The organism is Thermocrispum agreste DSM 44070, from assembly GCF_000427905.1.
Classification (GTDB): domain Bacteria; phylum Actinomycetota; class Actinomycetes; order Mycobacteriales; family Pseudonocardiaceae; genus Thermocrispum; species Thermocrispum agreste.
Genome location: NZ_KE386604.1, coordinates 303036 through 327182 on the forward strand (window position 1 = coordinate 303036; position 24147 = coordinate 327182).

The 24147-nt window shown below is 68.8% G+C and carries 23 protein-coding genes, 2 tRNA genes and 2 pseudogenes; 10 read left to right on the forward strand and 17 right to left on the reverse strand.

Translation table 11 applies throughout. The features are described 5' to 3' along the window. Nucleotides 1–48: 48 nt before the first annotated feature. The 8 genes and pseudogenes from YWY_RS23390 to YWY_RS0116175 all read right to left on the reverse strand — a co-directional run bounded on the left by YWY_RS23390 (nucleotide 49) and on the right by YWY_RS0116175 (nucleotide 8146). Complete coding sequence (locus tag YWY_RS23390) at nucleotides 49–1404, reverse strand: MmgE/PrpD family protein (protein ID WP_051310352.1); 1356 nt, start codon at nucleotides 1402–1404, stop codon at nucleotides 49–51. After that, a complete protein-coding gene (locus tag YWY_RS22410; protein ID WP_156899306.1) occupies nucleotides 1404–2759 on the reverse strand; it encodes an MmgE/PrpD family protein in 1356 nt (451 codons plus the stop codon). Before YWY_RS22410 ends, YWY_RS23390 begins: the two co-directional genes overlap by 1 nt. Then, complete coding sequence (locus tag YWY_RS22415; protein WP_051310354.1) at nucleotides 2752–3552, reverse strand: MFS transporter; 801 nt, start codon at nucleotides 3550–3552, stop codon at nucleotides 2752–2754. The genes YWY_RS22410 and YWY_RS22415 overlap by 8 nt, the downstream gene beginning before the upstream one ends. Before the next feature lie 100 nt (nucleotides 3553–3652). Beyond that, nucleotides 3653–3790, reverse strand: a pseudogene (locus YWY_RS25055) (MFS transporter); the annotation flags it as partial. 110 nt (nucleotides 3791–3900) lie between these two features. Beyond that, nucleotides 3901–4839 (reverse strand): annotated as a pseudogene (locus YWY_RS22420) (LLM class flavin-dependent oxidoreductase); the annotation flags it as partial. 36 nt (nucleotides 4840–4875) lie between these two features. Further along, nucleotides 4876–6492 (reverse strand): long-chain fatty acid--CoA ligase, encoded by a 1617-nt coding sequence (locus tag YWY_RS0116165; RefSeq protein WP_028848466.1) that lies wholly within the window; start codon nucleotides 6490–6492, stop codon nucleotides 4876–4878. Then, on the reverse strand, nucleotides 6489–7529 hold the full coding sequence (locus YWY_RS0116170; protein ID WP_028848467.1) for an LLM class flavin-dependent oxidoreductase: 1041 nt from the start codon (nucleotides 7527–7529) through the stop codon (nucleotides 6489–6491). Before YWY_RS0116170 ends, YWY_RS0116165 begins: the two co-directional genes overlap by 4 nt. A 347-nt stretch (nucleotides 7530–7876) precedes the next feature. Further along, entirely contained in the window at nucleotides 7877–8146 is a 270-nt protein-coding gene (locus YWY_RS0116175) for a hypothetical protein (RefSeq protein WP_156899308.1), read from the reverse strand. A gap of 81 nt (nucleotides 8147–8227) precedes the next feature. On the opposite strand from YWY_RS0116175, the gene YWY_RS22425 reads away from it, so the two are divergent. The 4 genes from YWY_RS22425 to YWY_RS0116195 all read left to right on the forward strand — a co-directional run bounded on the left by YWY_RS22425 (nucleotide 8228) and on the right by YWY_RS0116195 (nucleotide 12209). Continuing rightward, nucleotides 8228–9238, forward strand: coding sequence for an NsdA family TPR-like regulatory protein (locus YWY_RS22425; RefSeq protein WP_245566065.1), 1011 nt, complete (start codon nucleotides 8228–8230; stop codon nucleotides 9236–9238). A gap of 229 nt (nucleotides 9239–9467) precedes the next feature. Continuing rightward, nucleotides 9468–10202, forward strand: coding sequence for a (Fe-S)-binding protein (locus tag YWY_RS0116185; protein ID WP_028848469.1), 735 nt, complete (start codon nucleotides 9468–9470; stop codon nucleotides 10200–10202). Next, on the forward strand, nucleotides 10181–11617 hold the full coding sequence (locus tag YWY_RS0116190) for a LutB/LldF family L-lactate oxidation iron-sulfur protein (RefSeq protein WP_028848470.1): 1437 nt from the start codon (nucleotides 10181–10183) through the stop codon (nucleotides 11615–11617). The genes YWY_RS0116185 and YWY_RS0116190 overlap by 22 nt, the downstream gene beginning before the upstream one ends. Continuing rightward, nucleotides 11601–12209, forward strand: coding sequence for a LutC/YkgG family protein (locus YWY_RS0116195; protein ID WP_028848471.1), 609 nt, complete (start codon nucleotides 11601–11603; stop codon nucleotides 12207–12209). The genes YWY_RS0116190 and YWY_RS0116195 overlap by 17 nt, the downstream gene beginning before the upstream one ends. Here the strand turns inward: YWY_RS0116195 and YWY_RS0116200 are convergent. After that, complete coding sequence (locus tag YWY_RS0116200; protein WP_245566703.1) at nucleotides 12206–12841, reverse strand: TetR/AcrR family transcriptional regulator; 636 nt, start codon at nucleotides 12839–12841, stop codon at nucleotides 12206–12208. The two genes, YWY_RS0116195 and YWY_RS0116200, sit on opposite strands and share 4 nt — an antisense overlap. A gap of 350 nt (nucleotides 12842–13191) precedes the next feature. Here YWY_RS0116200 and YWY_RS0116205 point away from each other — a divergent pair, with 350 nt between their 5' ends. Further along, complete coding sequence (locus YWY_RS0116205) at nucleotides 13192–14124, forward strand: alpha/beta hydrolase (RefSeq protein ID WP_038045462.1); 933 nt, start codon at nucleotides 13192–13194, stop codon at nucleotides 14122–14124. A 99-nt stretch (nucleotides 14125–14223) separates the two neighbouring features. Here YWY_RS0116205 and YWY_RS24720 read toward each other — a convergent pair whose 3' ends face one another. From YWY_RS24720 to YWY_RS0116215, 3 genes are all read right to left on the reverse strand, one after another. Further along, nucleotides 14224–14670, reverse strand: a complete 447-nt coding sequence (locus YWY_RS24720) for a DNA-3-methyladenine glycosylase family protein (RefSeq protein WP_245566704.1) — start codon at nucleotides 14668–14670, stop codon at nucleotides 14224–14226. Further along, nucleotides 14651–15157 carry a DNA glycosylase family protein gene (locus tag YWY_RS24725; protein ID WP_245566705.1) on the reverse strand — a complete coding sequence of 169 codons (507 nt, stop codon included), beginning with the start codon at nucleotides 15155–15157 and terminating at the stop codon, nucleotides 14651–14653. The genes YWY_RS24720 and YWY_RS24725 overlap by 20 nt, the downstream gene beginning before the upstream one ends. A gap of 200 nt (nucleotides 15158–15357) precedes the next feature. Further along, nucleotides 15358–15430, reverse strand: a tRNA-Arg gene (locus tag YWY_RS0116215). A gap of 304 nt (nucleotides 15431–15734) precedes the next feature. Between YWY_RS0116215 and YWY_RS22435 the strand changes: the two genes are divergently transcribed. The 5 genes from YWY_RS22435 to YWY_RS22445 are packed head-to-tail and all read left to right on the forward strand — an operon-like array spanning nucleotide 15735 to nucleotide 18383. After that, nucleotides 15735–16322: a YbaB/EbfC family nucleoid-associated protein gene (locus YWY_RS22435; RefSeq protein WP_156899310.1), complete on the forward strand. Its 588-nt coding sequence runs from the start codon at nucleotides 15735–15737 to the stop codon at nucleotides 16320–16322. 15 nt (nucleotides 16323–16337) lie between these two features. Beyond that, entirely contained in the window at nucleotides 16338–16658 is a 321-nt protein-coding gene (locus YWY_RS22440; protein ID WP_084609325.1) for a hypothetical protein, read from the forward strand. Then, nucleotides 16655–17353 carry a WXG100 family type VII secretion target gene (locus YWY_RS0116230; protein ID WP_028848474.1) on the forward strand — a complete coding sequence of 233 codons (699 nt, stop codon included), beginning with the start codon at nucleotides 16655–16657 and terminating at the stop codon, nucleotides 17351–17353. Before YWY_RS22440 ends, YWY_RS0116230 begins: the two co-directional genes overlap by 4 nt. 7 nt (nucleotides 17354–17360) lie before the next feature. Further along, on the forward strand, nucleotides 17361–18005 hold the full coding sequence (locus YWY_RS0116235; RefSeq protein ID WP_028848475.1) for a hypothetical protein: 645 nt from the start codon (nucleotides 17361–17363) through the stop codon (nucleotides 18003–18005). A 9-nt stretch (nucleotides 18006–18014) separates the two neighbouring features. Further along, nucleotides 18015–18383, forward strand: coding sequence for a DUF6188 family protein (locus tag YWY_RS22445; RefSeq protein ID WP_038045467.1), 369 nt, complete (start codon nucleotides 18015–18017; stop codon nucleotides 18381–18383). A 150-nt stretch (nucleotides 18384–18533) separates the two neighbouring features. On the opposite strand, the gene YWY_RS0116245 is transcribed toward YWY_RS22445, so the two are convergent. The 5 genes from YWY_RS0116245 to YWY_RS0116265 form a co-directional block, all read right to left on the reverse strand. Beyond that, a tRNA-Ser gene (locus YWY_RS0116245) sits at nucleotides 18534–18624 on the reverse strand. Between the two features lie 368 nt (nucleotides 18625–18992). After that, the gene (locus YWY_RS0116250) at nucleotides 18993–20975 is read right to left on the reverse strand and encodes an acetoacetate--CoA ligase (RefSeq protein WP_051310356.1); all 1983 of its coding nucleotides are present in this window, start codon (nucleotides 20973–20975) and stop codon (nucleotides 18993–18995) included. 28 nt (nucleotides 20976–21003) lie between these two features. Continuing rightward, a complete protein-coding gene (locus tag YWY_RS0116255; RefSeq protein ID WP_028848477.1) occupies nucleotides 21004–21774 on the reverse strand; it encodes an ESX secretion-associated protein EspG in 771 nt (256 codons plus the stop codon). Nucleotides 21775–21786: 12 nt separating this feature from the next. Beyond that, nucleotides 21787–23283, reverse strand: coding sequence for a hypothetical protein (locus YWY_RS0116260; RefSeq protein ID WP_028848478.1), 1497 nt, complete (start codon nucleotides 23281–23283; stop codon nucleotides 21787–21789). Then, the gene (locus YWY_RS0116265; protein ID WP_028848479.1) at nucleotides 23280–23939 is read right to left on the reverse strand and encodes a hypothetical protein; all 660 of its coding nucleotides are present in this window, start codon (nucleotides 23937–23939) and stop codon (nucleotides 23280–23282) included. Before YWY_RS0116265 ends, YWY_RS0116260 begins: the two co-directional genes overlap by 4 nt. Between the last annotated feature and the right edge of the window lie 208 nt (nucleotides 23940–24147).

Here is a 24147-nt window from a genome sequence, read left to right on the forward strand (position 1 = left end):
CCAGCGGTAGCTCGCCACGAGGCGGCACGCGCGGTACTCGTCCAACCGCTACGCCCGCCCAGCGAGTCGCCGTACCGCGGCGAGGTCGGGCTGGGCGGCGTTGACGATGGCCTCCGTTACCGAATCCATGCTCGCCGGATCGACCCCCGTTGCGGCGCAGTTGTCGCGGAACTTCGCGATGACGCGAGTGGCATCCCACGGGCGGGAGCCGTTGCCGTCGACGTCGGGGATCCGGACGAGTTGGCGGCTGCCGTCGTCCCATGCCGCTTCGAGCTTCGCGGGGAACCGTGCGGGATAGCCCGAATCCGGCCAGGGCTCCCAGGTCACGCGCTGTGCGAACCGCACGACTTCCGGGTCCGGCTCGCCGACGAAGTCATCAAGGTCAACCTGACCGCGCACGGCTTGCAGGGCCACGACGTACGGCAGGCTCCACCGTGCTTCGTCAGCACGTTCGGGTGACTGCTTGCGCTCCCAAGGAACCGCGATGACGTGCTCCTGCCTGGTGGGCACGTGGCACGTCAGTCGCTGCAGGCGCTCGTGACCACCGGGTCCGAGGTTCAGCTCGGCGACGGCCTCGACGAACGGGTGCAGGAAGTGGCAGCACGGCAAACCCTTGAACGCCGCTTCCGCCAAGTACCAGCGCGTTCCGAGATCCTCCAGCGACGACTGGAAGCGCTCGGCAGCGGCGGCGTCTCGCGCGTAGAGCCCGAAGAATCCGCGCTCGCCCTCGAAGACCGTCCGGGCTCCGGTCACACCGCCACCGACCAGGCGAACCGCGGACACGGCGGCCTGCGCTGCGCTGCCGACCTGGGCGGCTTTGCTGGTCGCGCCGCTGGCCAGGAACGTGAAGTTGCCCGCAGCGAAGCTGGCCGCGACGCCGATCGCGTCAGCGAGCCGTTCGCGGTCGAGACCGTTGATCAGGCCGACGGCCAGGGCGCCGGCGAGCGGCCCGGCGACCGACGTGCCTTGGAATCCCACGCGCTGGAACCCGCTCGGGCTGGCCAGGCCGAGGCGGACGAGCACCTCCCACCCCACGGCGAAAGCCTTGATGACCTGCCGGCCGTCCGCGCCGGTGTCCTCGGCCGCGGCAAGCACCGCAGGCGCGAGCACGCTGCTGCCGTGCATCACGGAGCCGGTGTGGGTGTCGTCGTACTCCAGCGAGTGGATGAGTGTGCCGTTGACCAGGGCCGCTTCGGCCGGCGAGGTGGTCGCGTCGGCGCCCAGAACGGTGCAGGGCCCGGTCGTGGCGACGGTGGAGGGAAGCTCACGTACGGGCCCGCGACGAGTGGCTGCCAGCCCCACTCCGACGGCGTCGAGGAAATGCAGCCGCGCGGACGCTTCGATGTCCGGCGGAAGCTCCGGAAGATCGGCGACCTTGTCGATCAGAACGTCGACGACGGACATCAGGACACCTCCCCGAGAAGTCGATCCAGCACCACGCGGAGCGGGACGTCGAGGTCCAGCGGCCGGTCAGGGTCGGTCAGCGCCTCAGCCTGTGCAGCGAAGCCGGGTCTGAGCTCGGCCGTCAGCGTTCGGAACTTGTCGAGGAGCTGCTCGCGCGACATCGGCCGGTCCGGTCCGCCGAGCGCAGACATCACGGTTTCCTCGTGGACGCTGCCATCCGCCAGGGTCACCCGCACACTGGACGGCCGGTCGTGCGGCGGCTCGGGTACGTCGGTCCACTCCTCGATCCGCACGCGATCCCGCAGCTGGACGACTGTTGCCTCGTGCAGTGACTCCCGGGCGAACGCCTTCATATCGGGTTCGCCGGCCAAGAGCACGGCGGCCACGGCATGGGGCAGCGAGAAACGCGCGGCAAGGCTCGTTTCGGGGCTCTTGTTGTCGAGCGCCGCAGCAAGCGGGTGCGCGCGTACAGCAATCTCGACGATCTTGTCGACCGGTATCCGCTTCGCCAGCTGACCGGCGGCTTCCACGCTGGAATGCAGATACTGACAGCACGCGTACGGCTTGTGATAGGCGTCCTGCACGCCGTAGCGCTCACCCAAGCCCTGCGTGAGCTCTTCCTCTCGCGCCGCCGCGCCACCGACGTCGGCGAAAACTTCGCGGAACGCCGTAGGACTGCCGGTCAGCCCGGCGTCAGCCATGTCCGCGGCGAGGAATCCGAGCTGGGAAGCGGCCGCCGCCCACGCGTTGCGCACGGTGGCACCTTGGGTCGCATTAACGAACGGCCTGGTCATCGACATCGAGGCCGCACCAAGCACGGTTCGGGCAAACGCGTCCGCTGGGAGACGACGAGCGGCGCCCACCGCAGCGGCGGCCCCGATCGGCGACAACGACGCATGAGGATGACGCGACAACGGAAGCGGTGGCCGATACGCGCGGGCGACCCGGGTGACGACCTCGTACCCGGTCACGAGCGCGATGAGCAGGTCACCCACGCTGCCGTTCGTCGCTTCCACCTCGGCGAGCGCGGTCGGCAGCGTGTACAGCGAGCCGTGGCAGGTTGCCGGGCGGTAGCCGCCGTCAAGCTCCGTCCAGTTCGCGGCCACCGCATTCGCCACCGAAGCCCGACCGCGATCAGTTCGCCGACCAGGGACGCCGACCACGGTCGACTCGTCACCGTCGACGGCCTGCGCGGAAACCTGCCGTACCTCGTCCTCGGTGTGCGCCGCGATCATCTCGGCCAGGTCGTCGCAGACGATGAGCATCGCCTTGCGCAGCACGGGTTCGGGAATCGTGGCGACTCCGCGGCGCGCGTGGTCCGCCGCCCAGTCCAGCAGCTCCGTGGCCTCAGACATGCACGCCTCCCGCCGGCTCGGCGGCCGCTTGCGTGACCCGCACGTGCCGGCGGTGCGCCAGCCACGCACATCCGGCCGCAACCAGGCAGAGCCCGACGATGTACCAGGCCATGGCGGTGTTGCTGTCGGTTTCGCTGTACAACCAGGTCGCGATGAACGGCGTGGTCCCGCCGACGAGCGTGGTCGGCAGCGCGTACGCCAGCGACGCGCCGGTGTAGCGGATCTTGGTCGGGAACAGCTCGCAGTAGATCGCCGGCTGCGGCGCGTAGGCGGCGGACTGGATGACCGCCAGCCCGAGAATCATGCCGAGCAGGATGATCCACGAGTCACCCGTCTCGATCATCGCGAAGTACGGGAACGTGAAGGCAGCGGCGGCCAGGGCCGCCAGCGTCACCTGACGGCGCAGCCCCACCCGGTCGGAGAGCCACCCGAACACCGGGATGGAGATCAGATAGCACACCGAGACGATGGTCAGGTGGTTCAGCGTCTGCGACTCCGGCACCTTCAGCGAGTCGGTGACGTACGCCAGGGTGTAGGTCGCGATGACGTAGTAGAGCGCATTGTTGGCCGCCGCCAGGCCCGCCCCGATCAGGACCGACCGCCAATCCGTGCGTAGGACCTCCGCGACCGGGACCTTCGTGACGTCGTCCTTCGCCTTCGTGGTGACGAAGTCCCGCGACTCGGCCAGCCCGCGGCGGATGTACAGGCCGACCAGGACGATCACCACGTTGGCCAGGAACGGGATCCGCCAACCCCAGTCGCCGAAGGCGTCCCCGCTGACCCACGACGACACACTGACGACAAGGCTGGCCAGCAGCAGCCCGGCGGGGGGAGCCGATCTGCGTGGACGAACCGAACAGTCCCTTGCGGCGGGCCGGCGCGTTCTCCACCGACAGCAGCGCGGCGCCACCCCACTCGCCGCCGAGCGCGATGCCCTGCGCGATCCGGCACAGCGTCAGCAGCACCGGAGCCCAGACACCGATCGCCGAGTAGGCCGGGATGAGGCCGATGAGGACGGTCGCGCCGCCCATGATGAGCAACGTGGCGACGAGGACGTTCCGCCTGCTGATCTTGTCGCCGAAGTGCCGCCGAAGCGCATCCAGCAGATGAGGTGTTGCAGCCCGGTCTCGTCGTGCAGCGACTCGAGCTGCCGGATCAGGCCGTCGGGGTCGCCGACGTAGACGACGCCGCCGTCGCGCAAGCCGTCAACGGTGACGCCGCCCGCCTTGTCGGTGGCGGAGACCAGTTCGGCGTACCGCTCGTAGCTCGGCGGCACGTCCTCGCCTTGCGGAACGATGGACAGAACCGAGTCGAAGTACCAGGTCAGCGCCTCGCGCGCGTTGTCGACCGCGGCCTGTTCGGTCTCCGCGAGGTGGATCTGCCAGTTCATCGGGAAATCCAGCTCGAGGATGTCCCGGCCGAGATCCCGTAATCGCCGTTTGGCGTCGACGACGAACGCGTTCAGCTCCGGCATCGTCATCAGCGTCGGCGTGACGAGCATGTTGCAGCCCTGTGCGACGGCCAGGTCGAACGACTCCGGGCTGATCGAGGCGAGGTAGATCGGCGGGGTCGGGCGCTGCACCGGGGTGGGCCGGCAGTCCACGTCGGTGATGTCGAAGTGCTTGCCGTGGTACGAGAACGGCTGACCGGTGGGTTTGCTCCACAGGCCGCGGATGATGTCGAGGGCCTCGACGAACACCTCACGGCTTTCCGCCTGCCGTTCGCCCGCGCCCATGTTGCGGAACTCGTGCGGTTGGTAGCCGCGGCCGACGCCGAAGTCGAGCCGTCCGCCGGAGAGGACGTCGGCCATCGCGTAGTCCTCGGCGATGCGGACCGGCCAGTCGAACGTCAGGTTGCTGACCGCGATCCCGATGCGCATGCGCTCGGTGCGTTGCGCGATGGCGGCGGCGGCCACCTGCGGGGAGGGCATCGAGCCGTAGTCGCTGCCGTGGTGCTCGGCCAGCCACACTTCGTCGAAGCCCAGCAGTTCGGCGTACTCGACCTGTTCGAGCATCTCGCGATAGGCACGCGGGAAGTCGTGGTCGGGACATTCCAGGACGTAGAAGATGCCGAACTTCACGCAAGGTCCTCCTCGTGACGGGCGTGGAGGTGCGGGTTATGCGGGTGAGGGCGCCGCATGGTGCGGGTCCGCGAAGAGTCCGGCGCCGACGCTGCTGCGCAGCCGCTTCTTGTCGAGCTTTCCGACGCTGGTCCTGGGCAGGGAGTCGACGACGATGACGCGTTCGGGCAGCCACCAGCGCGGCACCCGCTCGGCCAGGGCCGACCGCACCTGCTCGGGGTCCAGCTGGGCGCCTTCGGCGGCGACGACGAAGGCCAGTGGACGTTCCTGCCAGCGTTCGTGCGGGACCGCGATGACGGCTGCCTCGGCGACCTGGGGGATCGTCGTCAGTGCCTGCTCGAGCGCCAGCGAGCTGATCCACTCACCGCCGCTCTTGATCAGGTCTTTGGCCCGGTCGACGATGGTCAGGTAGCCCTCGGAGTCGATGGTCGCGATGTCGCCGGTACGCAACCAGCCGTCGGCGAACGCCTCCGGGTGCTCGTCGCGGAAGTAGCGGTCGGCGACCCACGGTCCGCGCATGAGCAGCTCGCCCCGGTCGACTCCGTTGTGCGGGACCTCGTTGCCGTCGTCGTCGACGAGCTTCCAGTGCAGGCCGGGTAGCAGGCGTCCCTGGCGACGGACGTACTCGTAGCGGCGCTGCGGGTCGTCGTCGGCGTCGCGTGGTGGGCGGGCGAATGTGCCCATCGGGGACAGCTCGGTCATGCCCCAGCCCTGGTAGGCCGGCACGCCCAGGTCTTCCTCGATGCTGCGGATCAGCTCCGGGGTCGGGGTCGAGCCGCCGAGCACCAGGGCCCGCAAACTGGTCAGGTCGATCCGGTTGGCCGTGGCGTGTTTGACCAGGTCGACGGCGACCGTCGGGACCATGCCGGTGTAGGTGACCTGTTCGGTCGAGAGCATGGTGGCGATGTCGGCCACCGACGGGTGCGGCCCGGGCAGGACCTGATTCGCGCCGGTCATCAACGCGGCGAACGGGATGCCCCACGCGTTGGCGTGGAACATCGGGACGACGTGGCAGACGGTGTCGCGCTCGCAGATCGCGTGGCCGTCGGCCAGGCATGCGGCGAAGGTGTGCAGGTAGAGCGCGCGGTGCGAGTAGCCGACGCCCTTGGGGGCGCCGGTGGTGCCGGAGGTGTAGCAGAGCGCGGCCAGGTCGTTCTCGTCCCGCGGTACGGGTTTTTCCAGCGGCGTGGCGGCCGCGATCAGTTCGTCGTGGTTCGGGCTGTCCCCGTCGGTGGTGATCACCGGCATCTCGGGGCGGCGGGAGCGGACGCTGTCCAGCAACGGCAGCAGCGACGAGTCGACGAACACCACGCGGTCATCGGCGTGGTCGACGATGTAGGCGATCTCGTCGGCTGCCAACCGCAGGTTGAGCGTGTGCAGCACGGCTCCCGCCAGCGGAGCTGCCAGGTACAGCTCGAGATGGCGGTGGTGGTTCCACGCCAGCGTCGCGACCCGATCGCCTGGCCGCACCCCGAGGTCGATCAGGGCTTGAGCGAGGCGCAGCACGCGGTCGGCGTACTCGGCGTAGGTGTAGCTGAAGATCTTCTCGCCGTCCTGGTACTGGGTGATCGTCTTCGCGGCGAACAGGTCGCGTGCCCGGTACAGGAAGTCGGTGATCAACAAGGGGGAGCCGGAGGCCGGCGCAGGGGTCATACGGACACCTCCTGTCGTCCGGCCGCGACGGCCGCGCGTACTTGCGGGATGACGCGGGAGGTGAGCAGTTCGATGCGGGCCGACCCGCTCTCCACCGATTCGCCGGGCAGCTGCGCCCAGAAGTGCACGTCCTTGATCTGCGGACGGTCGAGCAGCAGCGTGGTCAGCTCGCTGACCGCGGTGTCGACGTCCCACAGCAGGAACGCGCCGGCGTCCAGCAGGGCCTGCGGGTTCGGGAAGGTGGGGACCTGGTCCGGCGGGCCGAACGCGCCCATGCCGATGTAGCCGTTGATCTGGTAGAGCGCGTGCTGGCCGATGCGGGCCCACTCGCGTTCCGGGTCCTCGGCGATGATTGCCCACTGACCTGCGTAGATGCGGCCCTCGTCGACCGGTTTGCCGACCTTCTCCAGCGCGTCGATGTACATCTGGTGGTGGGCGTTCTGGGTACTGAGGAAGCCGTCGGCGATGCGGGCGACGCGCTCGATGGCGGGCTCGGCCATGGCGCCGACCAACAGTTGCGGGGTGGCCTCCGGCTGCGGGGTGACCGGCAGCGCGGGGAAGTCGTAGCGCTTGCCGTGGAACTCCGCGGTGTCCCGCGACCAGGCGCGGCGGATGATCTCGACGCCTTCTTCCAGCAAGCTGGGCCGGTTGCGCAGGTTCCGGCCGAAGGCTTGGAACTCCGGCTGCCAGTAGCCCTGGCCGACGCCGAGGTCGAACCGGCCGCCGCTGAGCAGGGACAGGGTGGCGGCGTCCTCGGCGAGGCGGATGGGGTTGTGCAGCGGGGAGACGATCAGGTTGGTGCCGATCTTGAGCGACTTCGTGCGGGCGGCGATCGCGCCACCGATGACGAACGGCGACGGCGTGTAGCCGTCGGCCATGAAGTGGTGCTCGGTGAGCCACACCGACTCGATGCCGCGGCTTTCCGCCCAGGCGATCTGGTCGAGGGTCTCGGCGTAGAAGCTGGTGAAGCTGCGCGGCCACCGCGCCGGATTCCGGAAGTCGTACCACAGGCCGAAGGTGCAGGTGTGCTCGGACACGGCGGGCTCCTCAGATCGTCACAGCGGGCACAGGGGTATGTCGTGGATCACAGAATGGGCCCGGGGTGGTGGCCGGTGAAGGCGCTGGAAGCCGAGCCGTTGTCGGTGGATCCAAAGGCTTTGCGGCGAACAGCACCCGGTGCGGTGATCCGGCGTGGGCAGTGCCGAGTGCGCAGGTGAGCGGGTCTGCCGTGGGTGATTCGGCGCAGATAGCGGGGTGGATCTGCACCTCGGCGGGGTTCGGTCAGCCGGAGTTGATCAGTCCTCCGGGCGGCGCAGCGGGACGTGTGACAGGGCGCACATTGCTCCAGAAGTGTTGGAGGTCCGCACAAGGCGGCCTTCGACGGTCATTCGTCCCAGGTGGAGCGCTTCGCGTGCGCGGAAACCGCTTCGCCGATCCGTTGGATCCGCTCGCCCAGCATTCTCATGGTGGCAGGCTCGAGGTCGGCTTCGGTGAGCTCGCGTATCAGCAACGTCAGCGTGCGCACGATGCCAGGGCAGGATTGCGCGATCGTGGTGAACAGCAGGGTGTCAGTTTCCACCGTCCGCTCGTGCCCGGTGTCGGCGGCGGACTGGCCAGGTGGTGGCGGCACCATCGGTCCGGAGTTCCACGTCATGGCTTCCGAGCCTGGTCACAGGGGTCCTAGGGCGGGAGGGAAGATCGGCAGGATCCCGCGGGAACGTCGTACGCTGAATTCGTGCCCGAACCGAACGAACGGCTGCGGTTCGCCCGCGAATCGATGCCCTCTCGACGCTCACCGGGCACCCATGCGAGCCGCGAGGAAGTGGCCGAATTGGTGGTGGCGTGGATCGCCCGTCATCACGGCAAGGACTCGGCCTTCGACGCCAATCACCTCGGCAAGTTGGAACGCGGGACCGTGCGGCGTCCGTCGTCGCTCGTTCGCGCCGCACTGTGCGCTGTGTACGACGCAACAGAAGCCGACCTCGGCTTTGCGCCTACCGAAGCCGCCGATCGTGTGTCGGCTGCGCTGCGCGGACGGACCGACGTGGTCGCGCTCGATGCTGTCGCGTCGGTGCTGGGGAGTTTGCGACGGTTGGAAGACGTCGCGGGTGCTGCCGAAGTCGTGCCCAGTGTTCGGCGGCAAGCCGCACTGGTGGACCGGCTGGCTCGCAACGCATCGGGCGATGCGCGCTCCTGTGCCGTCGGGCTGTTGTCCGAGATCGAGCAGTACCTCGGGTGGTTGGCGATCCCGCTCGGTCAGTGGGGTGAATCGCGGCGACATCTGGACCGGGCGACTGTTCTGGCGATCGAAGCGGACGACTCACATCGCCTGGTGACCGCGTTGTCGTTCGCGGCGGACCGAAGCTTGCGCCGTCACGACGTGCGTACGGCTGATGCGCTGAACGAGGCCGCTGCTCGCAACCCGCGCTCCCACCCTGCACTGCGCACGTACTTGGCCTATCAACGCGCCGACGTATTGGCGCGCGGCGGGGACCGGACCGAGGCCGCCCGCCAGCTCGGTCGAGCTGACCAGTTGGTTGATCGGCTTCCGGGTGAGGTGCCCGAGTCCGGCTACTGGTACACGCCGTCGTTCTTCACCGGCGAGCGAGCCTTCGTGCTGCACGCCCTTGACGATCGGCAAGGCGCCCGTCGCGCCGCCGCAGATGCGTTGGCCGCCATGCCTGCCACGTGGCGCGGGGAAGAATGGGAGCAGCGCCGCCGTGAGCTTGCCGAGCTCGCGGCATAGCCAAGTCGAAAGAACGCGCGAGCCCGTGACCGTTCCGCTGACCGGCACGGGTGAGCAGCGCATTCGTCGCTCAGGATGAGACGGCTGGCGGTCCGGGCGCACGTTCAGCAGAATCATGCGCGGATGCGTACCCGAACGAAAAGGAACCGAGCATGTCGGATCCGGGCAGCCGGGAGATGCCTTCACGATCAGCGTTACTCGTCCTGGGCCGGATTCCCGCGGGCCGGTCATGAGCGGTCCGCGCGTCGCACTGTTCGCCACCTGTCTGACTGACACGCTGTACCCGGACACGGCCAAAGACGTCGTTCGCCTGCTGGAACGGCTGGGCTGCGAGGTCGATTTCCCACTCGGGCAGACATGCTGCGGGCAAATGCACTTCAACACCGGCTACCGGGATCACGCCCGCAAGCTCGCTGAGTCTTATGCCGACGTCTTCGCCGAATACGACTATGTGGTGGCGCCGTCCGGCTCGTGCTCGGCGATGGTGCGGGACATCCACCCGGACCTGTGCGGCACCGGGCCGGCGGTCGAGCACACCTACGAGCTGAGCGAGTTCATCATCGACGTATTGGGTGTCGAGGACGTCGGCGCCTACTTCCCGCACCGCGTCACCTACCACCCGACGTGCCACTCACTGCGGATGCTCGGCGTGGGGGACCGGCCGCTGCGCCTGCTGCGTGCGGTGAGAGGGCTGGAGCTCGTCGAACTGCCGTTGGCCGAGCAGTGCTGCGGCTTCGGTGGCACGTTCGCGCTGAAGAATTCCGAGACGTCCACGGCGATGCTCGCCGACAAGATGCGCAACGTGCTGGACACCGGTGCGCAGGTGCTGTGTGCCGGCGACAACTCGTGCCTGATGCATATCGGCGGTGGTTTGTCGCGGTTGAAGACGGGCGTGCAGACCGTCCACCTGGCGTCGATCCTGGCGAGTACGGAGGAGGAGCCGTGGGCGGCCGCAACCCGGTGACCTGGCTGGGCAGTCCAGCCTTTCCGAAGGCCGCGCACGAGGCGTTGGCCAACACGCAACTACGTCGCAACCTGCGCAAAGCGACCACGACGATCCGGGCCAAGCGCGCCGAGGTCGTCTCCGAGATGGCGGACTGGGAGCGGCTGCGCCGCGCGGGCGAGGCGATCAAGGACGACGTGCTCGCCAATCTCGACACCTACTTGGTGCGGCTCGAGGAGGCCGTCACGGCGCGCGGCGGCGTCGTGCACTGGGCGCGGGACGCCGAAGAGGCCAATCAGATCGTGCTCGATCTGATCCGCGCCGAGGGCACCGACGAGGTGGTCAAGGTCAAGTCCATGGCCACGGCGGAGATCGGGCTGAACGAGGCGCTGCAGGCCGGCGGGGTGAACGCGATCGAGACCGACCTTGCCGAGTTGATCGTGCAGCTCGGCGAGGACCGGCCGTCGCACATTCTGGTGCCGGCGATCCACCGCAACCGGGCGGAGATCCGCGAGATCTTCAGCAGGCGGATGACGGAGAAGCCGGCGTCCGACGAGCCGAAGGATCTGGCGGAGGCGGCGCGCAAGTACCTGCGGCGCAAGTTCCTTTCCGCCAAGGTCGCGATCTCCGGGGCGAACTTCGCCGTCGCCGACACCGGGTCGATCGTGGTGGTCGAGTCGGAGGGCAACGGGCGCATGTGCCTGACGTTGCCGGAGACGCTGATCACCGTGATGGGCATCGAGAAGCTGGTGCCCACCTGGCAGGACCTCGAGGTGTTCCTGCAGCTCCTGCCGAGGTCGTCCACCGCGGAGCGGATGAATCCGTACACGTCGGTGTGGACGGGGGTGACACCGGGCGACGGGCCGCAGAAGTTCCACCTGGTCCTGTTGGACAACGGACGAACAGCAACGCTGGCGGACAAGGTGGGCCGGCAGGCGCTGCGGTGCATCCGGTGTTCGGCATGCCTGAACGTGTGCCCGGTGTACGAGCGGACCGGTGGGCATTCCTACGGGTCGGTCTACCCGGGACCGATCGGGGCGATCCTGGCGCCGCAGCTCGTCGGCGACATGCACGACAAGCAGGCCGCTTCGCTGCCGTACGCGTCGTCGCTGTGCGGAGCGTGCTTCGAGGTGTGCCCGGTGCGGATCAACATTCCCGAGGTACTGACGCACCTGCGGGCGGAGGCCGTGGAGGCGAAGGGCAAACGCACACCGGAGGCGCTGGCGATGGCTGCGGCCGCGTGGGTGTTCGCCGATCCGAAGCGGTACGAGGCGGCGCAGAAGGCCGGGTCGCTGTCGCGGTTCCTGGCCCGTGACGGGTGGATCAAGAGGATTCCGGGGCCGGGAGCGAAGTGGACGGATTCGCGGAACGCGCCTGCGGTGCCCAAGGAGTCGTTCCGCACGTGGTGGAGGCGCAATCGTGTCGAGCGCTCGTGAAGAGATCCTGAGCAGGATCCGTGCGGTGGACCGTCCGGCGAGTCCGCCGGTGGTGCGGGACTACGAGCGGGAGCGCTCGGCGTCCGACGTGCTCGCGCTGCTGGACGAACGGGTCGCCGACTACAAGGCGATCGTGCACCGGGTGTCCGAGGCCGAGGTGCCGGATCGGATCGCCGAGTGCTTGGCCCGGCGCTCGGCGAAGACCGTCGTCGTGCCTGCTGATGCCCCTGATTCGTGGCGAGTGTCCGGGGTCGAGTGGAAGTCCGACGATCCGCCGCTGGCGTTGTCCGAGCTGGACAGGGTGGACGGTGTGGTGACCGGTTGCGCGGTGGCGATCGCGGAGACGGGCACGATCGTGCTGGACTCGGGTGCCGCGCAGGGGCGGCGGATCATCACTCTGGTGCCGGACTACCACCTGTGTGTGGTTCGGGCCGATCAGGTGGTGGTCAGCGTGCCGGAGGCGTTGGCGCGGCTGGAGGCCACCCGGCCGTTGACGTTCATCAGCGGGCCGTCGGCCACCAGCGACATCGAGCTCGACCGGGTCGAGGGCGTCCACGGTCCCCGCACGCTGGAAGTCCTGATCGTCGGCTAGTTGAGCGTGGCGTCGAGAATCGCCGCAGCTGCTTCCCGTGCGCGCGTGGCGGGTGCGGACGAACCGGCCATCGCGCAGCGGGTGATGGCGCCTTCGCTCAGCAGGATGAGCTGGTCGGCCAGCTGCTCCGGGGCGTCGGCTCCGGCTTCGCGGGCGAGTTCGACGAGTTCGGCGCGGAAGCCGTCCTTGTGATGGGTAGCCATCTCCGCGATGTGCGGTGACGTGGCGCGAAGCTCGTTGAACGTCCTGATGAACGCACAGCCGCGGTAATCCGGCTGGCTCGACCAGTCGCGCAGGAAGTCGAACACGGCGAGGATGCGTTCGCGCGGATCGGTCCGGGCGTCGACGTGCTCGTCGAGCATGGACTGCCACAACGCGTCGCGGTGCCGCAGGTAGGCCTCGATCAGATGCTCCTTGGACGGAAACAGCTGGTAGAGGCGCTTGAGCGACACACCCGCGGCATCGCGGATGGCGTCCATGCCGACGGCTTGCACGCCGCGCTCGTAGAACAGTCGATCGGCCGCGCTCAGGATCTGCTGCTGCGCGGTCTCGTCGTCGAGCCTGGTCCTGCTCGTCTTGCCGCCGGTCTTGGTTGCTGTCTTGGCTTCACTCGCCGTTGCTGACTTGGCCACTTCGCCTTCCCTTCGTCCCTCAGCTTGCCTTCCCGGCACCGTGCGTCTGTATGCCCCTCCGCCTCGCGCCGACAATTCGCTCCGTCTGGGCGTTGCTGAACTGCTCCGCCTTCGCGATCCCTCGGCCCGTCGCGTCTGCGTCCCTGCGCCTCCGCGATCACCGTCATTCATCCCGGGATCGCCGTCTTTCGTCTCCCGCGACCGCCACGTGACGCACGCCATGTTGCGGGGAGAACCATCGTTCTCCTAGAGTAGCAGACATCGGAGAACGAACGTTCTCCAAAGACTTCCACAAGGGTTGCGAGTCCCCGAAGACCTCGAGGGCTCCGAGTTCGAAAGGGTTGTTCGACATGAGTGTTGTTCTGGAACCGGCCGCTCAGGAGTTCGCCAACGCGACCGCCAACCCGCCGTTCCTGTTCGAGTTGCCTCCGGAGGAAGGTCGCAAGGCGGTCGACGAGGCGCAGACGACCGACTACCCGAAGCTGCCGGTCGACGAGGAGTGGATCACCCTCGAGGACGGGACTCGGGCGCGGATCGTCAAGCCGCAGGGCGCCACCGGCGTTCTGCCCGCGATCCTCTACATCCACGGCGCCGGCTGGGTGTTCGGCAACGCGCACACCCACGACCGGCTGGTCCGTGAGCTGGCGGTCGGCGCGGAGGCCGCGGTGGTGTTCCCCGAGTACGACCTGTCGCCGGAGGCGCGCTACCCCCGTGCGATCGAGCAGAACTACGCGGTCGCGAAGTGGATCGTGACCAAGGGCAAGGAGAAGGGGCTCGACGCGGAGAAGCTGGCGATCGCCGGTGACTCGGTCGGCGGGAACATGTCGGCCGCGCTGACGCTGCTGGCCAAGGAGCGCGGCGATGTGAAGTTCGTGCAGCAAGTGCTGTTCTACCCGGTCACCGACGCTGCCTTCGACACCGGTTCGTACCACGAGTTCGCGACCGGCTACTTCCTGCAGCGCGACGGCATGAAGTGGTTCTGGGACCAGTACACCACCGACGAGAAGCAGCGGAACGAGATCACCGCCTCGCCGCTGCGGGCAACGACGGAGCAGCTGAAGGACCTTCCGCCGGCGTTGGTGATCACGGCCGAGGCCGACGTGCTGCGTGACGAGGGTGAGGCGTACGCCGCCAAGCTGCGCGAGGCCGGGGTGCCCACCACCGCGGTCCGATTCGCCGGAATCATCCACGACTTCGTGATGCTGGACGCGCTGCGCGACACCCACGCCGCCAACGCCGCGATCGACCTGGCCATCCGCACGCTCAAGAGCGCGCTGCACTGACCGAACAGCGACCAAGGCCGCCGGAATTACGGCCCGGGCAGACCCCGAAGGATCTGTCCCCGCCGTTGCTCCGGCGGCCTTTGTTGTTCTCGAGCCAGGTCATTGCCGCTGCGGCGCGAACCGCGGCCGTGTGGCGTACCCGCCCGCGTGCAGCAGACGCACGACGCGGTAGCGGTGCGGCCGCCACGGTTCGAGTGCGGCAACCATGGCGTCGTCGTCGAAGTCGGCGTTGAACATGGCGTGGCCGACCACACGGGCGAGGTGCACGTCTCCGACGGACAGGGCGTCCGTGTCCCCGAACGCCCGCTGGGCGATCTCCGCCGCTGTCCACACCCCGATCCCGTCGATCGTGCACAGCAGGCGCTTGGCGTCCTCGGTGGGCAGCCCGCTGAGTCGTTCGAGCCGACCGGCTCGGCGTACGCAGGCGATGATGGTGCGAGTTCGTCGTGGGTCGACCCCGAGGCGATGCCATTCCCAGGCGGGTATCGCCGCCCAGGTGGACGGCGCCGGGAAGACCTTCATGCCCTCAGGCGCGGGCCCAGGCACGGGGGGTGCCGTAGCGGCGAACCAGTCGGCGCCAGGCCGTCGTGGCTTGCCGCCCGAGCACTCGCTGCTCGAGGATCGCGGGGATCAGGGCTTCGAGGACGCGATTGGTGCGGCCGATGCGCAGCCCGCGGTTGCGCCGGAGCAGGCCCTCCAGCATCGGATGATCCGGCCGGAACTCGCTCGGGTCGTCGGCCGCGCCGCACAACTCGGGCGCGTTCTCGACGGCCCGCCGCGCACCGGGACCCCATGCCCGGCAGGTCAGCGTGTGGACATCGTCCTGCGTCAGCAGCATGCTCACCGGGCCGTCATCGGTCAGCGATGTCCGCCAGACACCCGGCAGCCCGGAGTGGGCGGCCGACTCCACGATCCGATGTGTCGGGTCGGCCCGGCCACGCTGCAAAGGAGCCACGGTCTGCGCTATGGCCGTCGGCCAGGACGACTCCCACGTCGTGCTGGCGTCCGGTTTCGGCAGATGCGTGTGGCCCACGCGGCGATTGTCCCGCAGCGGCCGTTGATCAGGTGAATGCCACCGGGAGCGCGGGCGTAGGTAGGAACGCCGGAAGGGGATCGGCTGATGCGTTGATCTTGATCCGGTACGACGGTGCGCGGCGTGCAACGAATGATCAATGCTCCGGGGCGGTGCGCCGTCTAGGGCAAGAAAAATGGCCCCTGATCAGGGGCCTGATGCGCGCCCGGAGGGATTCGAACCCCCAACCTTCTGATCCGTAGTCAGATGCTCTATCCGTTGAGCTACGGGCGCCTGTTCGGTTGCGCGGTACACGTTACCGGGTCCGCGGGAGCGGCCTGCCACCGGGTCCCGGAAGGCATCCGCCCCTGCCGGTGGCGCAACCGCCAACTGCCTCAGCCAGTGTACCCGGGCGACGGCCCGCAACGGCGCAGGGCCAGGCGGCCGCATAGGGGCCGGCCTGTGGGGCGGTGGCTGCGCCGAGTATGTGATGTCGTCCTGGCAACGTGATCAACTTGTGGTGGGTGATGTTGACGGTGGCCGGAGGGTTGCTAGGTTGCCGCCGGGACGAAAGGGGCATATCTCCATGGATGGTTCGGTGCTTGATCCGGAGGGCGCCCGGGAGCGCTTGGCGGCGTGGAAGGGCCGGATCGACCAGCTGGCCGCCAACACCAAGGCGATGAGTGATCGCTTGCAGCAGTTGCAGGAGACGGTGGCTGATCCGCGTGGGCTGGCGAAGGTGACCGTCGACTCGACTGGGTCGTTGATCGGTTTGCAGCTGACGTCGAGGATTCAGGGGCTTCCGCCGGATGTGATCGCGCAGGCGATCATGGACACCGTTCGCCGTGCCAAGGCCCGGTTGGCGGAGCGGTCGCGGGAGATCGTCGAGGAGACGATCGGCACCGAGTCGGCGGCAGGGCGGGCGATTGCGGCCTCGGTGGGCAAGCATCTGCTCGCCGACGATGTGTCCGAGACGGTGACCAAGACCACGCCTGCTGCCCCGCCTCCGCCGACACCGTCGCCTGGGGTGTCGATGTCGTCTGGTCTGCCGGGGTCGGCTGGCCCGGCGGGTGCTTCGCCGCCGTCCGCGCCCGCATCCACTGTGAAACCGTCGAGTGCTCCACGGCGTCCAAATCGGGTGGACGAGGACGACGACGAGGAGCCGTTCGAGTTCAAGTTCGAGTGACGGCCGGGAGGTGTCGTGGGGCATCAGGGGTATCACGCTCCGGTGGAGGACATCACCAAGCACGCGGGCAACATCGACGCGTTGCGGGAGCGGTTCGGCGCGATCAAGGCCGCAAGCAGTCACATCGCCAAGGACAACGAGGCGTACGGGTTGTTGTGCGGGTGGATCGCGGACGTGTTGGAGGGCAAGCACGTCAAGGTCGACGACGTGATCGCCTACGTGGAGGAGAACCTGCAGCTGGTCGCTGACACGTTGCGGGATGCCGCGAAGGTCTACGAGCGCATGGAGGAACAGCATCGCGGCACCTTCCAAGCCATCGAAAGCGGGGTGCGATGACCGACACCTCACTGATCGCTCCGGTCGAGTCCACGCGCAAGCCGTGGACCGGGTCCACCCTGGCCGACGGGGTCGAGGGCTTGGTGCAGGCGATCAAGTCGGAAGGCTGGGTCGACGACGTGCTGGCGGGTGCCTCGCTCGGGGTGGACGTGGCCGCCACGGTGATGGATCCGATCAGCGCGCTGCTGGCCAACGGGCTCGGCTGGGCGATCGAGTACTTCGACCCGCTGCGCGAGATGCTGGACGAGCTGACCGGCAAACCGGACGTGGTGCAATCCCACGCCCAGACCTGGGCGAACATGGCCGGCGAGTTCGCCTCGATCGCCGACGAGCTCAAGAACGCCGTCGACAACGACCTCAAAGCCTGGCAGGGCGAAGCGGCGGACGCCTACCACAACCTGATGGAGCACAACGTCGAGGCCATCAACGGCCTGTCCGCCATCTGCACCGCCATGCAATCGGCCACCGAAGGCGCCGGCGGCCTGGTCCAGCTCACCAGGGACATCGTCCGCGACCTTATCGCCGACCTGGTCGCCCGCGTCATCGTCTGGGCCGCCGAAGCGATCTTCGTCGTCACCATCCCCGTCATCGCCTCACAAATCGCCGCCGCCGTCGTCAAATGGGCCGGCCGCATCCTCACCTACGTCACCGCCCTGATCACCAGCCTCACCAACCTCGCCAAACTCCTCGGGTGAACCGACCATGACACCCAAACCGAAAACACCCAACACCACCGGGAAAACCCCAGCAACGAACAAAGGCGACGGCAACAGCGCCGACGGCAAGAAGCAGTCGACCACCAAAGGCACGCCCACCATCGACAGCGTCGATCAAGGCGTGGCCGAGGTCAAAGCCAGGGCGATCGAGGGGCGGCCGAACAACGCCCTCAAGAAGACCCTGGAGGATCCCACGAAGTCCAGCACGGACTCCGAGACGAACAAGGGCGACAAGGACGACAAGGGGCCCGAGAACCAGGAGAAGGACAAGGAGCGGACCGAGGAGAAGGAGCGGGAGAAGGAGAAGGACGAGGGCAAGGACAAGGACGAGAAGAAGGACAAGGACGGGGACCAGCAGGGGCAGGAGGAGCTGCCACCCGGCGTCAAGGAGGGATGGACCAAACGCACGGCCGACAACGGCAAGGGCGTCGTGTGGCAGCGCCCCGGCGCCCAAGGAAACGCCGACATGGTCCGCATCATGGATCCGACGCCTCGGTACCCGTATGGATATGTCCGGTTCTACAACAAGCACGGCCAGCCGATAAATTTGGACGGCAAGCCGGGCTCCAGGGCGGACACCCACATTCCCAGAAATCCGGACGGATCGTATCCGGTGCCCAAAGGCTGGTAGGAGATGACTATGGACTTGGGCGTTGCTGGGCAGTTCATCGCGGAAGCGACGGGCGAATTCGCGCTGGTCGTGCGCACCGACGGTGGGGTCGAGGTGCGAGTCGAGTCCGATTTCACGGTGTCCGGCAACCGGGGCACGGTGACGTATTCGCCGGACACCATCACCGACTCCACGGTGTTCAACTGGCTGGTCGGCAAGCGCATCATCGCGGCAGTCGTCGACGATGCGGGCGCGCTGACCATGACGCTGGCCGACGGTACGAAGATCTCGGTGCCGCCGGACGAGGAGTTCGAGGCGTGGACGCTTGCCGGGCCCGGCGCGCGGAAGATCGTGTCCATGCCGGGCGGCGAACTCACCGTGTTCAGCGGCGACAAGTAGCCAGGACGGAGCGAGTGCTCCGGCACTGATCACCGTGGCTTGGACGAAGTGAGCGCTTGGCGTCCGAGCGACGTCGGTGCGGTTTCCGCGACCAACCGCCGACATGCGGCGGCTGCCCCGGATCATCCAGGGCAGCGCGCCGGCATCTTGCGGAGGCTGCGGGATTCGAACCCGCGAGGGGGCTCAAACCCCCAACCGCATTAGCAGTGCGGCGCCATAGACCAGACTAGGCGAAGCCTCCCGGGTATATCGGTGCGACTAGGTTACCGTCCACCCTCCGCGCGACCCACCCCGCCCCCACCATCTCCGTGGCCACGCCCACCGAGCAGCCGACGGAGCCGGCGCTGACCGCCGGAAGGCATGGGCCGGTGCCCCGCGCTGGGCGGCCGCCAGAACTCAATTTCTCCGATCCGTACCTGGGAGGTGCCGGTGCCCCGCGCTGGAAGGCCGCCAGGGTCGGCACTTGCGGAAGCCGAGGCAGGCTGACACACCCGGGAGCGGACCCGGACCGCTCAGCGGTCGGTCCGGGCCGCGGGCTCCGGCTCTTGGGTGGCTTTCAGGTCTCGGCGTTGTCCGCCGGGGGCGCGGGCTCCGGCTCTCCGGTGGCCCTCAGGTCTCGGCCTTGCCCGCCATCGCCACGAACGGCTTCAGCGCCGCTGGATCGGCCAACGCGTCCGCGCTGATGGCCTCGGCCGGGTCGACGCCGCTGAGGATCTTCTTCACCGGCACCTCGCACTTCTTGCCGTTCAACGTCCGGGGGATGGCCGGCACCTCGATGAACCGGTCCGGAACGTGCCGGGGCGACAGTTCGGACCGCAGCTTCGTGCGCAGCTGCGGCTCCAGCTCTGCCAGCGATGCCCCCGGCGCCAGCACGAGGAAGCACAGCAGTGCGCCCTCTTCCTCGCCGATCCGGGTTGTGTCGATCACCAGCGAGTCGGTGATGGCGTCGAAGCTTTCCACCACGCGGTAGAACTCCGCAGTGCCCATCCGCACCCCGCCGCGGTTCAACGTCGAGTCGCTGCGGCCGTAGATGACCGCGGATCCGCGTTCGGTGATCCGCACCCAGTCGCCGTGCCGCCACACGCCGGGGAAGTCCTCGAAGTACGCGGCACGCAGCCGCGACCCGTCGGGGTCGTTCCAGAAGGACACCGGCATCGACGGCATCGGCTTGGTGACCACCAGCTCGCCGACCTCGTCGACGATTTCGTTGCCGTGCTCGTCGTATGCCGCCACGGCCGCCCCCAGCGAACGACACGACAGCTCGCCGAGCCATACCGGCACGTCCGGCGAGGCGCCGAGGAATGCCGTGCAGACGTCCGTCCCGCCGGAGACGGAACAGATCTGCACCGGGCCGACCTCGTCGACGATCCATCGGAATCCGTCCACCGACAGCGGCGCACCGGTCGACCCGATGGCGCGCATGGCCGACAGATCGTGCTCCGCGGCCGGCCGGATCTTCTGCTTCATGCAGCTCTGCACGAACGGCGCCGAGGTCCCGAAGTACGTGATCCGATGCTGGGCGGCCAGCCGCCACAACGTGCTCAGGTCCGGGTGTCCCGGGCTGCCGTCGAACAGCACCACGGTGCTGCCCACCAGCAAGCCCGACACCAGGAAGTTCCACATCATCCACCCGGTGGTGGTGAACCAGAAGAACCGCTCGCCGGGCCCCAGGTCGAGCGCCAACGCCATCTGCTTGAGGTGCTCGACGACGATCCCGCCGTGCCCCTGCACGATGCCCTTCGGCAGGCCCGTGGTCCCCGACGAATACAGCACCCACAGCGGGTGCTCGAACGGCACCGGTTCGTACTCCAGTGGCGCGCCGTCGTGCTCGGCCAACGCGGTGTCGAAATCCACTGCGCCCGCCAGCTGCTCCTGCTCCAGCTCGACGTAGTCGATCAGCAAGATGCCCTGCAGCGACGGCATCTTCCCGGCCAGTTCCCGCACCGTCGGCCGCACGTCGAACTTCTTGCCGTTGTACAGGTAGCCGTTGACCGCCAGCATCACCTTCGGCTCGATCTGGGTGAACCGGTCGGCGACGGCCCGCACACCGAAGTCCGGCGAGCACGACGACCAGATCGCCCCCAGGCTCGCCGCGGCCAGGAACGTCACCAGCGTCTGCGGGCAGTTCGGCGCCAGCGCCACGACCCGGTCACCACGCTGCACGCCCAGCGCGCGCAGCATGCCGCGCGCCGCACCTACCTTCGCGCGCAACTCACCGAACGTCAGCTGCTGCTCCAGCCCGTCTTCCCGGCGGAAGATCACCGCGAGCTCGTCGTCGGCCTTCTCGGCCCCGGCAACACCGCTCAGCGCATGCTCGGCGTAGTTGAGCTCGCCGCCCGGGAACCACCGCACACCGGGCATCCGGTCGCCTTCGCGGACCGCGCTCGGCTCGCTGCGCCACCGCACGCCGATGAACTCGCTGAACGCGGACCAGAACGTGTCGAGCTCGTCGACCGACCACCGCCACAGGTCTTCGTAGCGGCTGACATCGAGCCCGTGCTGCTCGGACAGCCATCGTTTGAACTGCTCGATGCGGGTGTCGGGCAGACGATGCGGATCCGGACGCCAGAGGACTTCGGGGATGTCGGACATGCCCCGCAGACTAATGCGGCACTGTGGATCAGACCACGGTGTCGAGCATCTCCTCGGCCATGGCGACCAGCCTGGCCTCGTCCGCGGGCGTCACCGTCATCCACTCGCCGTCGGTGCGCAGCGCGTACCGGCCGTCCTCGGCGTCCACCCACGACACGGTCACCGGCGCACGATGCCAGCGGCCACGGCCGTCTCTGGCCTTCGCGCCGAGGCGGCCGCCGCCGAACCTGGTCCCGAACGCCTTGGACAGCACAAGACACTCTTCCCGTCGCACGCCCAGTTCGGTGAGCGTTTCGACGAACCCGCTGACGCCGTCCTGCGCGGCGGCCGAGCACGCCTTCTCGAAATCCGCGATCGGCAGGTTGGCCGAGATGCCGCTGCCCGGGTTCATCGGCGGGGGCACCTCGAGCATGGTGCGCACCAGCGCGTCGCTGCTCGCCGGCCCGATCCGGACCTGAGTGTTCACCCGTGCCACCGCCGCCGCCCGTCCCGCGGTGATGCCGCCGAGCGCGCGCAGCGACGCTTCCCGGGTATCGACCTGGAGCTCGAGCATGGCCTCGGCGTCCGCGATGGTCCGCAGCAGTCCGGCCAGGTCACCGGCCGGACGCTCCACCGTGCCGAGGTCGCGCATCGTCAGCGCCTCGCTCACGATGGCCGACCACTCGGCCCTGGCCCGCGGTGTCCGCCCGAACGCCGGTATGCCCAGCCACTCCGGCACGTCGCCCAGATCGAGCCCGCGCCACAGCAGAAAGAACTCCGCCGCGTGCAGTTCGATCCAACCCGTTTCCTCGTCGCGCACCCGTCCTCCGGTCTAGAACCGCCGCGGCGGCTCGTCGTCGCCGGCCTCCCCGAGGAGCCTGCGTTGAATGTCGTTCTTGCCGACGTCGAAGATGCCTTCTTCGCCGGCTACCGGCGTGGAGCGCTTGTGCGACCGATCGTCGGACCGGCCCCCTGCGGCTCCGGCGCCCATCGCGCCCACGGGCATGGCGCCCATGCCCCGGGCACCGGCACCGGCTCCGGCGCCGGCCGCAGCGGCCGCCGGGCCAGCGGCGGGTGCGCCCGCATTGCCGCCGGCGAGCACACCGGAATGCGCGCCGCCGCCAAGAGATCCCGAGCCACCTGGCGTGCCGCCGGCCGCGCCACCGCCGAGACTGCCGACGCCGCCGACAGCACCGACTGTCCCGGAGATGGCACCCGCAGCGCCGGCGCCGGTGGCCACGGCGGCGCCGGATGCCGCCGACGTGGTCGTCCGCGGCGGCTGGTCCGGCACCCGGGGCGCCCTCGGCTCGTCGTCCGGACGACGCCGCCGGTCGTCCGGCACCTCCTGCTTGAGCGGTGTGAACCACGGGACCGAGCCGTACACCTCGGCCGACTCGCGCTGCATCGTCCGCATGACCTCGGCGGCTCGCCGGTGCGCCGCGCGGGACTTCTCCAGCGGCCCCCACGGATCCTGGACCAGCAGCCCGGCGTTGGAGAGATCCTGGCTGACGAACGGGCTACCGGAAGGGGACAGCACCCGGACCCCGTCGGACGCCGACATGGCCATCGTGCCGCCACTGGACGCCGACATGGCCATGGTGCCGCCACTGGACGCCAGCGCCACCGAACCGCCACCGCTCACGCCACCGGCCACCCCGCCGGTGCCGCCCGCCGACGGGGTCGGCATGGGGATCTGCTCGGGCACCAGGACCGGCTCCGGCATCTCCCGGGCGGCCCGCACCGCGATGTCCGTCTGCCTGCTCACGCACGTGCCCGCCTCGTGCGCGCGGCCGCCGGTGTCCTCGGCCCAGCGGGCCAGCTGCGCGGCCGTCTTCCTGGCCAGCTCGGCGGCCGACCCTTCCCAGCCCGCTTCCGACTTGCGCGCGGCCCGGTCCAGGTCGTCGGCGATCTCCTGCAGCAACACGCCGACGTCGCCCCACTTGGCCGCCACCGCGTTGGCCCCGGCCACGTCCAGGCCCTGGGTGGCCATCAGGTAGAGCTCTTCATGGCTCCACGTCATCCAGTCGATGTCGGCGTGCAGATCGCCCGCGCCGAGCGGTCCGTAGTCGGTGTCCTTCGGCCAATGGTCCGGCGGGATGCAGCCACCCGGCCCGATACCCATCGACGACGACCCGCCGCGATCGGCAGGCGTCTCGTCGCGCTCGTCCGGCGGGGTGCCGTCGGTGTCCCAGCCGTCGTCCGTGCCCCAGGTGCCGCCGCCCTTCGGCAGACCGGGTTCGTCCGGCCGGACACAACCGCCGGGAGCAATGCCTTGGGCCTGCCCGCCACCACGCCCGCGCAGGCCGCCTTCGGAAGGTGGGAGGGTCACGCTCGGCTCCCTTCGTCAGCGACTTTGCGTTGCATGTCCCGCATCGCCGTCTGCAGCTCTTCCTCGGTGGTGTAGTAGCGGCGCGTCGCCGCCCGCACCGCCGCCTCGTAGTCGGCGATCACCATCGCGAACTGCTTCAGCACGCGGATCGCCGCACTGTCGGTGCCGTCCGCCACCGCGTGCAGCCGCTTGCTCATCGTCTCGGCCACCCAGTTGGCGCCGAGCTTGAGCGGCACGTCCAGCTCGCGCGCCTCGGACAGCACCTTGTCCACCTTCTCCTTGATGTCGGCCAGGTCCTTCAGCAGCGCGTCGGCGGTCTCCTCGTCCAGCCGCAGCTTGCCCTCCTGGGCGGCTTCCTTCAGCGCCGCCATGTCCCGGGACACCGGGACCAGGTCGACGCCCGACCCTTTGCCGAACGTCTCGTCCGGGTCGGGCCGCTGCGGAGCATCGGCGACGTCGTCATCGGCCACGTCACCGGGAGTCACGGGAGCAACGACCTCCGGGTCGGGCGCCAGCGCACCTTCATCGGACGGCGACGGGACGGGCGGAGCCGGAGCAACCCCTGGCACGGTACCCTCGCCCGTCTGGTAGGCGGGGTCCAGGTGAGCCGGTGGCGGATCCTCACCACCGAGGGCGACCAACTTGTCTTCGCTCATGCTGCGGAGTACCCCCTCCTGCGGCGCCTGGCGATCAAGCCCTGCAAACACGGTACCGAGTCGGCCCGATTCGGAAAGGATTTTTGCCGGAATTCCTCGGCGGCCCTCGGCGCGCTAGCCTCAAGCCACCAACAAGCACTGACCAACCCCTTCGACGGTGCCTCCCACCAGGAGGTTCCCGGTCGCGCGACAGATACAAGGAGCCGTG

What these genes read in the sequence shown, in the direction of transcription:
- YWY_RS23390 (WP_051310352.1), bottom strand. Translation starts at nt 1,404, where the DNA reads ATGTCCGTCGTCGACGTTCTGATCGACAAGGTCGCCGATCTTCCGGAG.
- YWY_RS22410 (WP_156899306.1), bottom strand. Translation starts at nt 2,759, where the DNA reads ATGTCTGAGGCCACGGAGCTGCTGGACTGGGCGGCGGACCACGCGCGC.
- YWY_RS0116165 (WP_028848466.1), bottom strand. Translation starts at nt 6,492, where the DNA reads ATGACCCCTGCGCCGGCCTCCGGCTCCCCCTTGTTGATCACCGACTTC.
- YWY_RS0116175 (WP_156899308.1), bottom strand. Translation starts at nt 8,146, where the DNA reads ATGACGTGGAACTCCGGACCGATGGTGCCGCCACCACCTGGCCAGTCC.
- YWY_RS0116185 (WP_028848469.1), top strand. Translation starts at nt 9,468, where the DNA reads ATGAGCGGTCCGCGCGTCGCACTGTTCGCCACCTGTCTGACTGACACG.
- YWY_RS0116205 (WP_038045462.1), top strand. Translation starts at nt 13,192, where the DNA reads ATGAGTGTTGTTCTGGAACCGGCCGCTCAGGAGTTCGCCAACGCGACC.
- YWY_RS0116230 (WP_028848474.1), top strand. Translation starts at nt 16,655, where the DNA reads ATGACCGACACCTCACTGATCGCTCCGGTCGAGTCCACGCGCAAGCCG.
- YWY_RS0116235 (WP_028848475.1), top strand. Translation starts at nt 17,361, where the DNA reads ATGACACCCAAACCGAAAACACCCAACACCACCGGGAAAACCCCAGCA.
- YWY_RS22445 (WP_038045467.1), top strand. Translation starts at nt 18,015, where the DNA reads ATGGACTTGGGCGTTGCTGGGCAGTTCATCGCGGAAGCGACGGGCGAA.
- YWY_RS0116250 (WP_051310356.1), bottom strand. Translation starts at nt 20,975, where the DNA reads ATGTCCGACATCCCCGAAGTCCTCTGGCGTCCGGATCCGCATCGTCTG.
- YWY_RS0116265 (WP_028848479.1), bottom strand. Translation starts at nt 23,939, where the DNA reads ATGAGCGAAGACAAGTTGGTCGCCCTCGGTGGTGAGGATCCGCCACCG.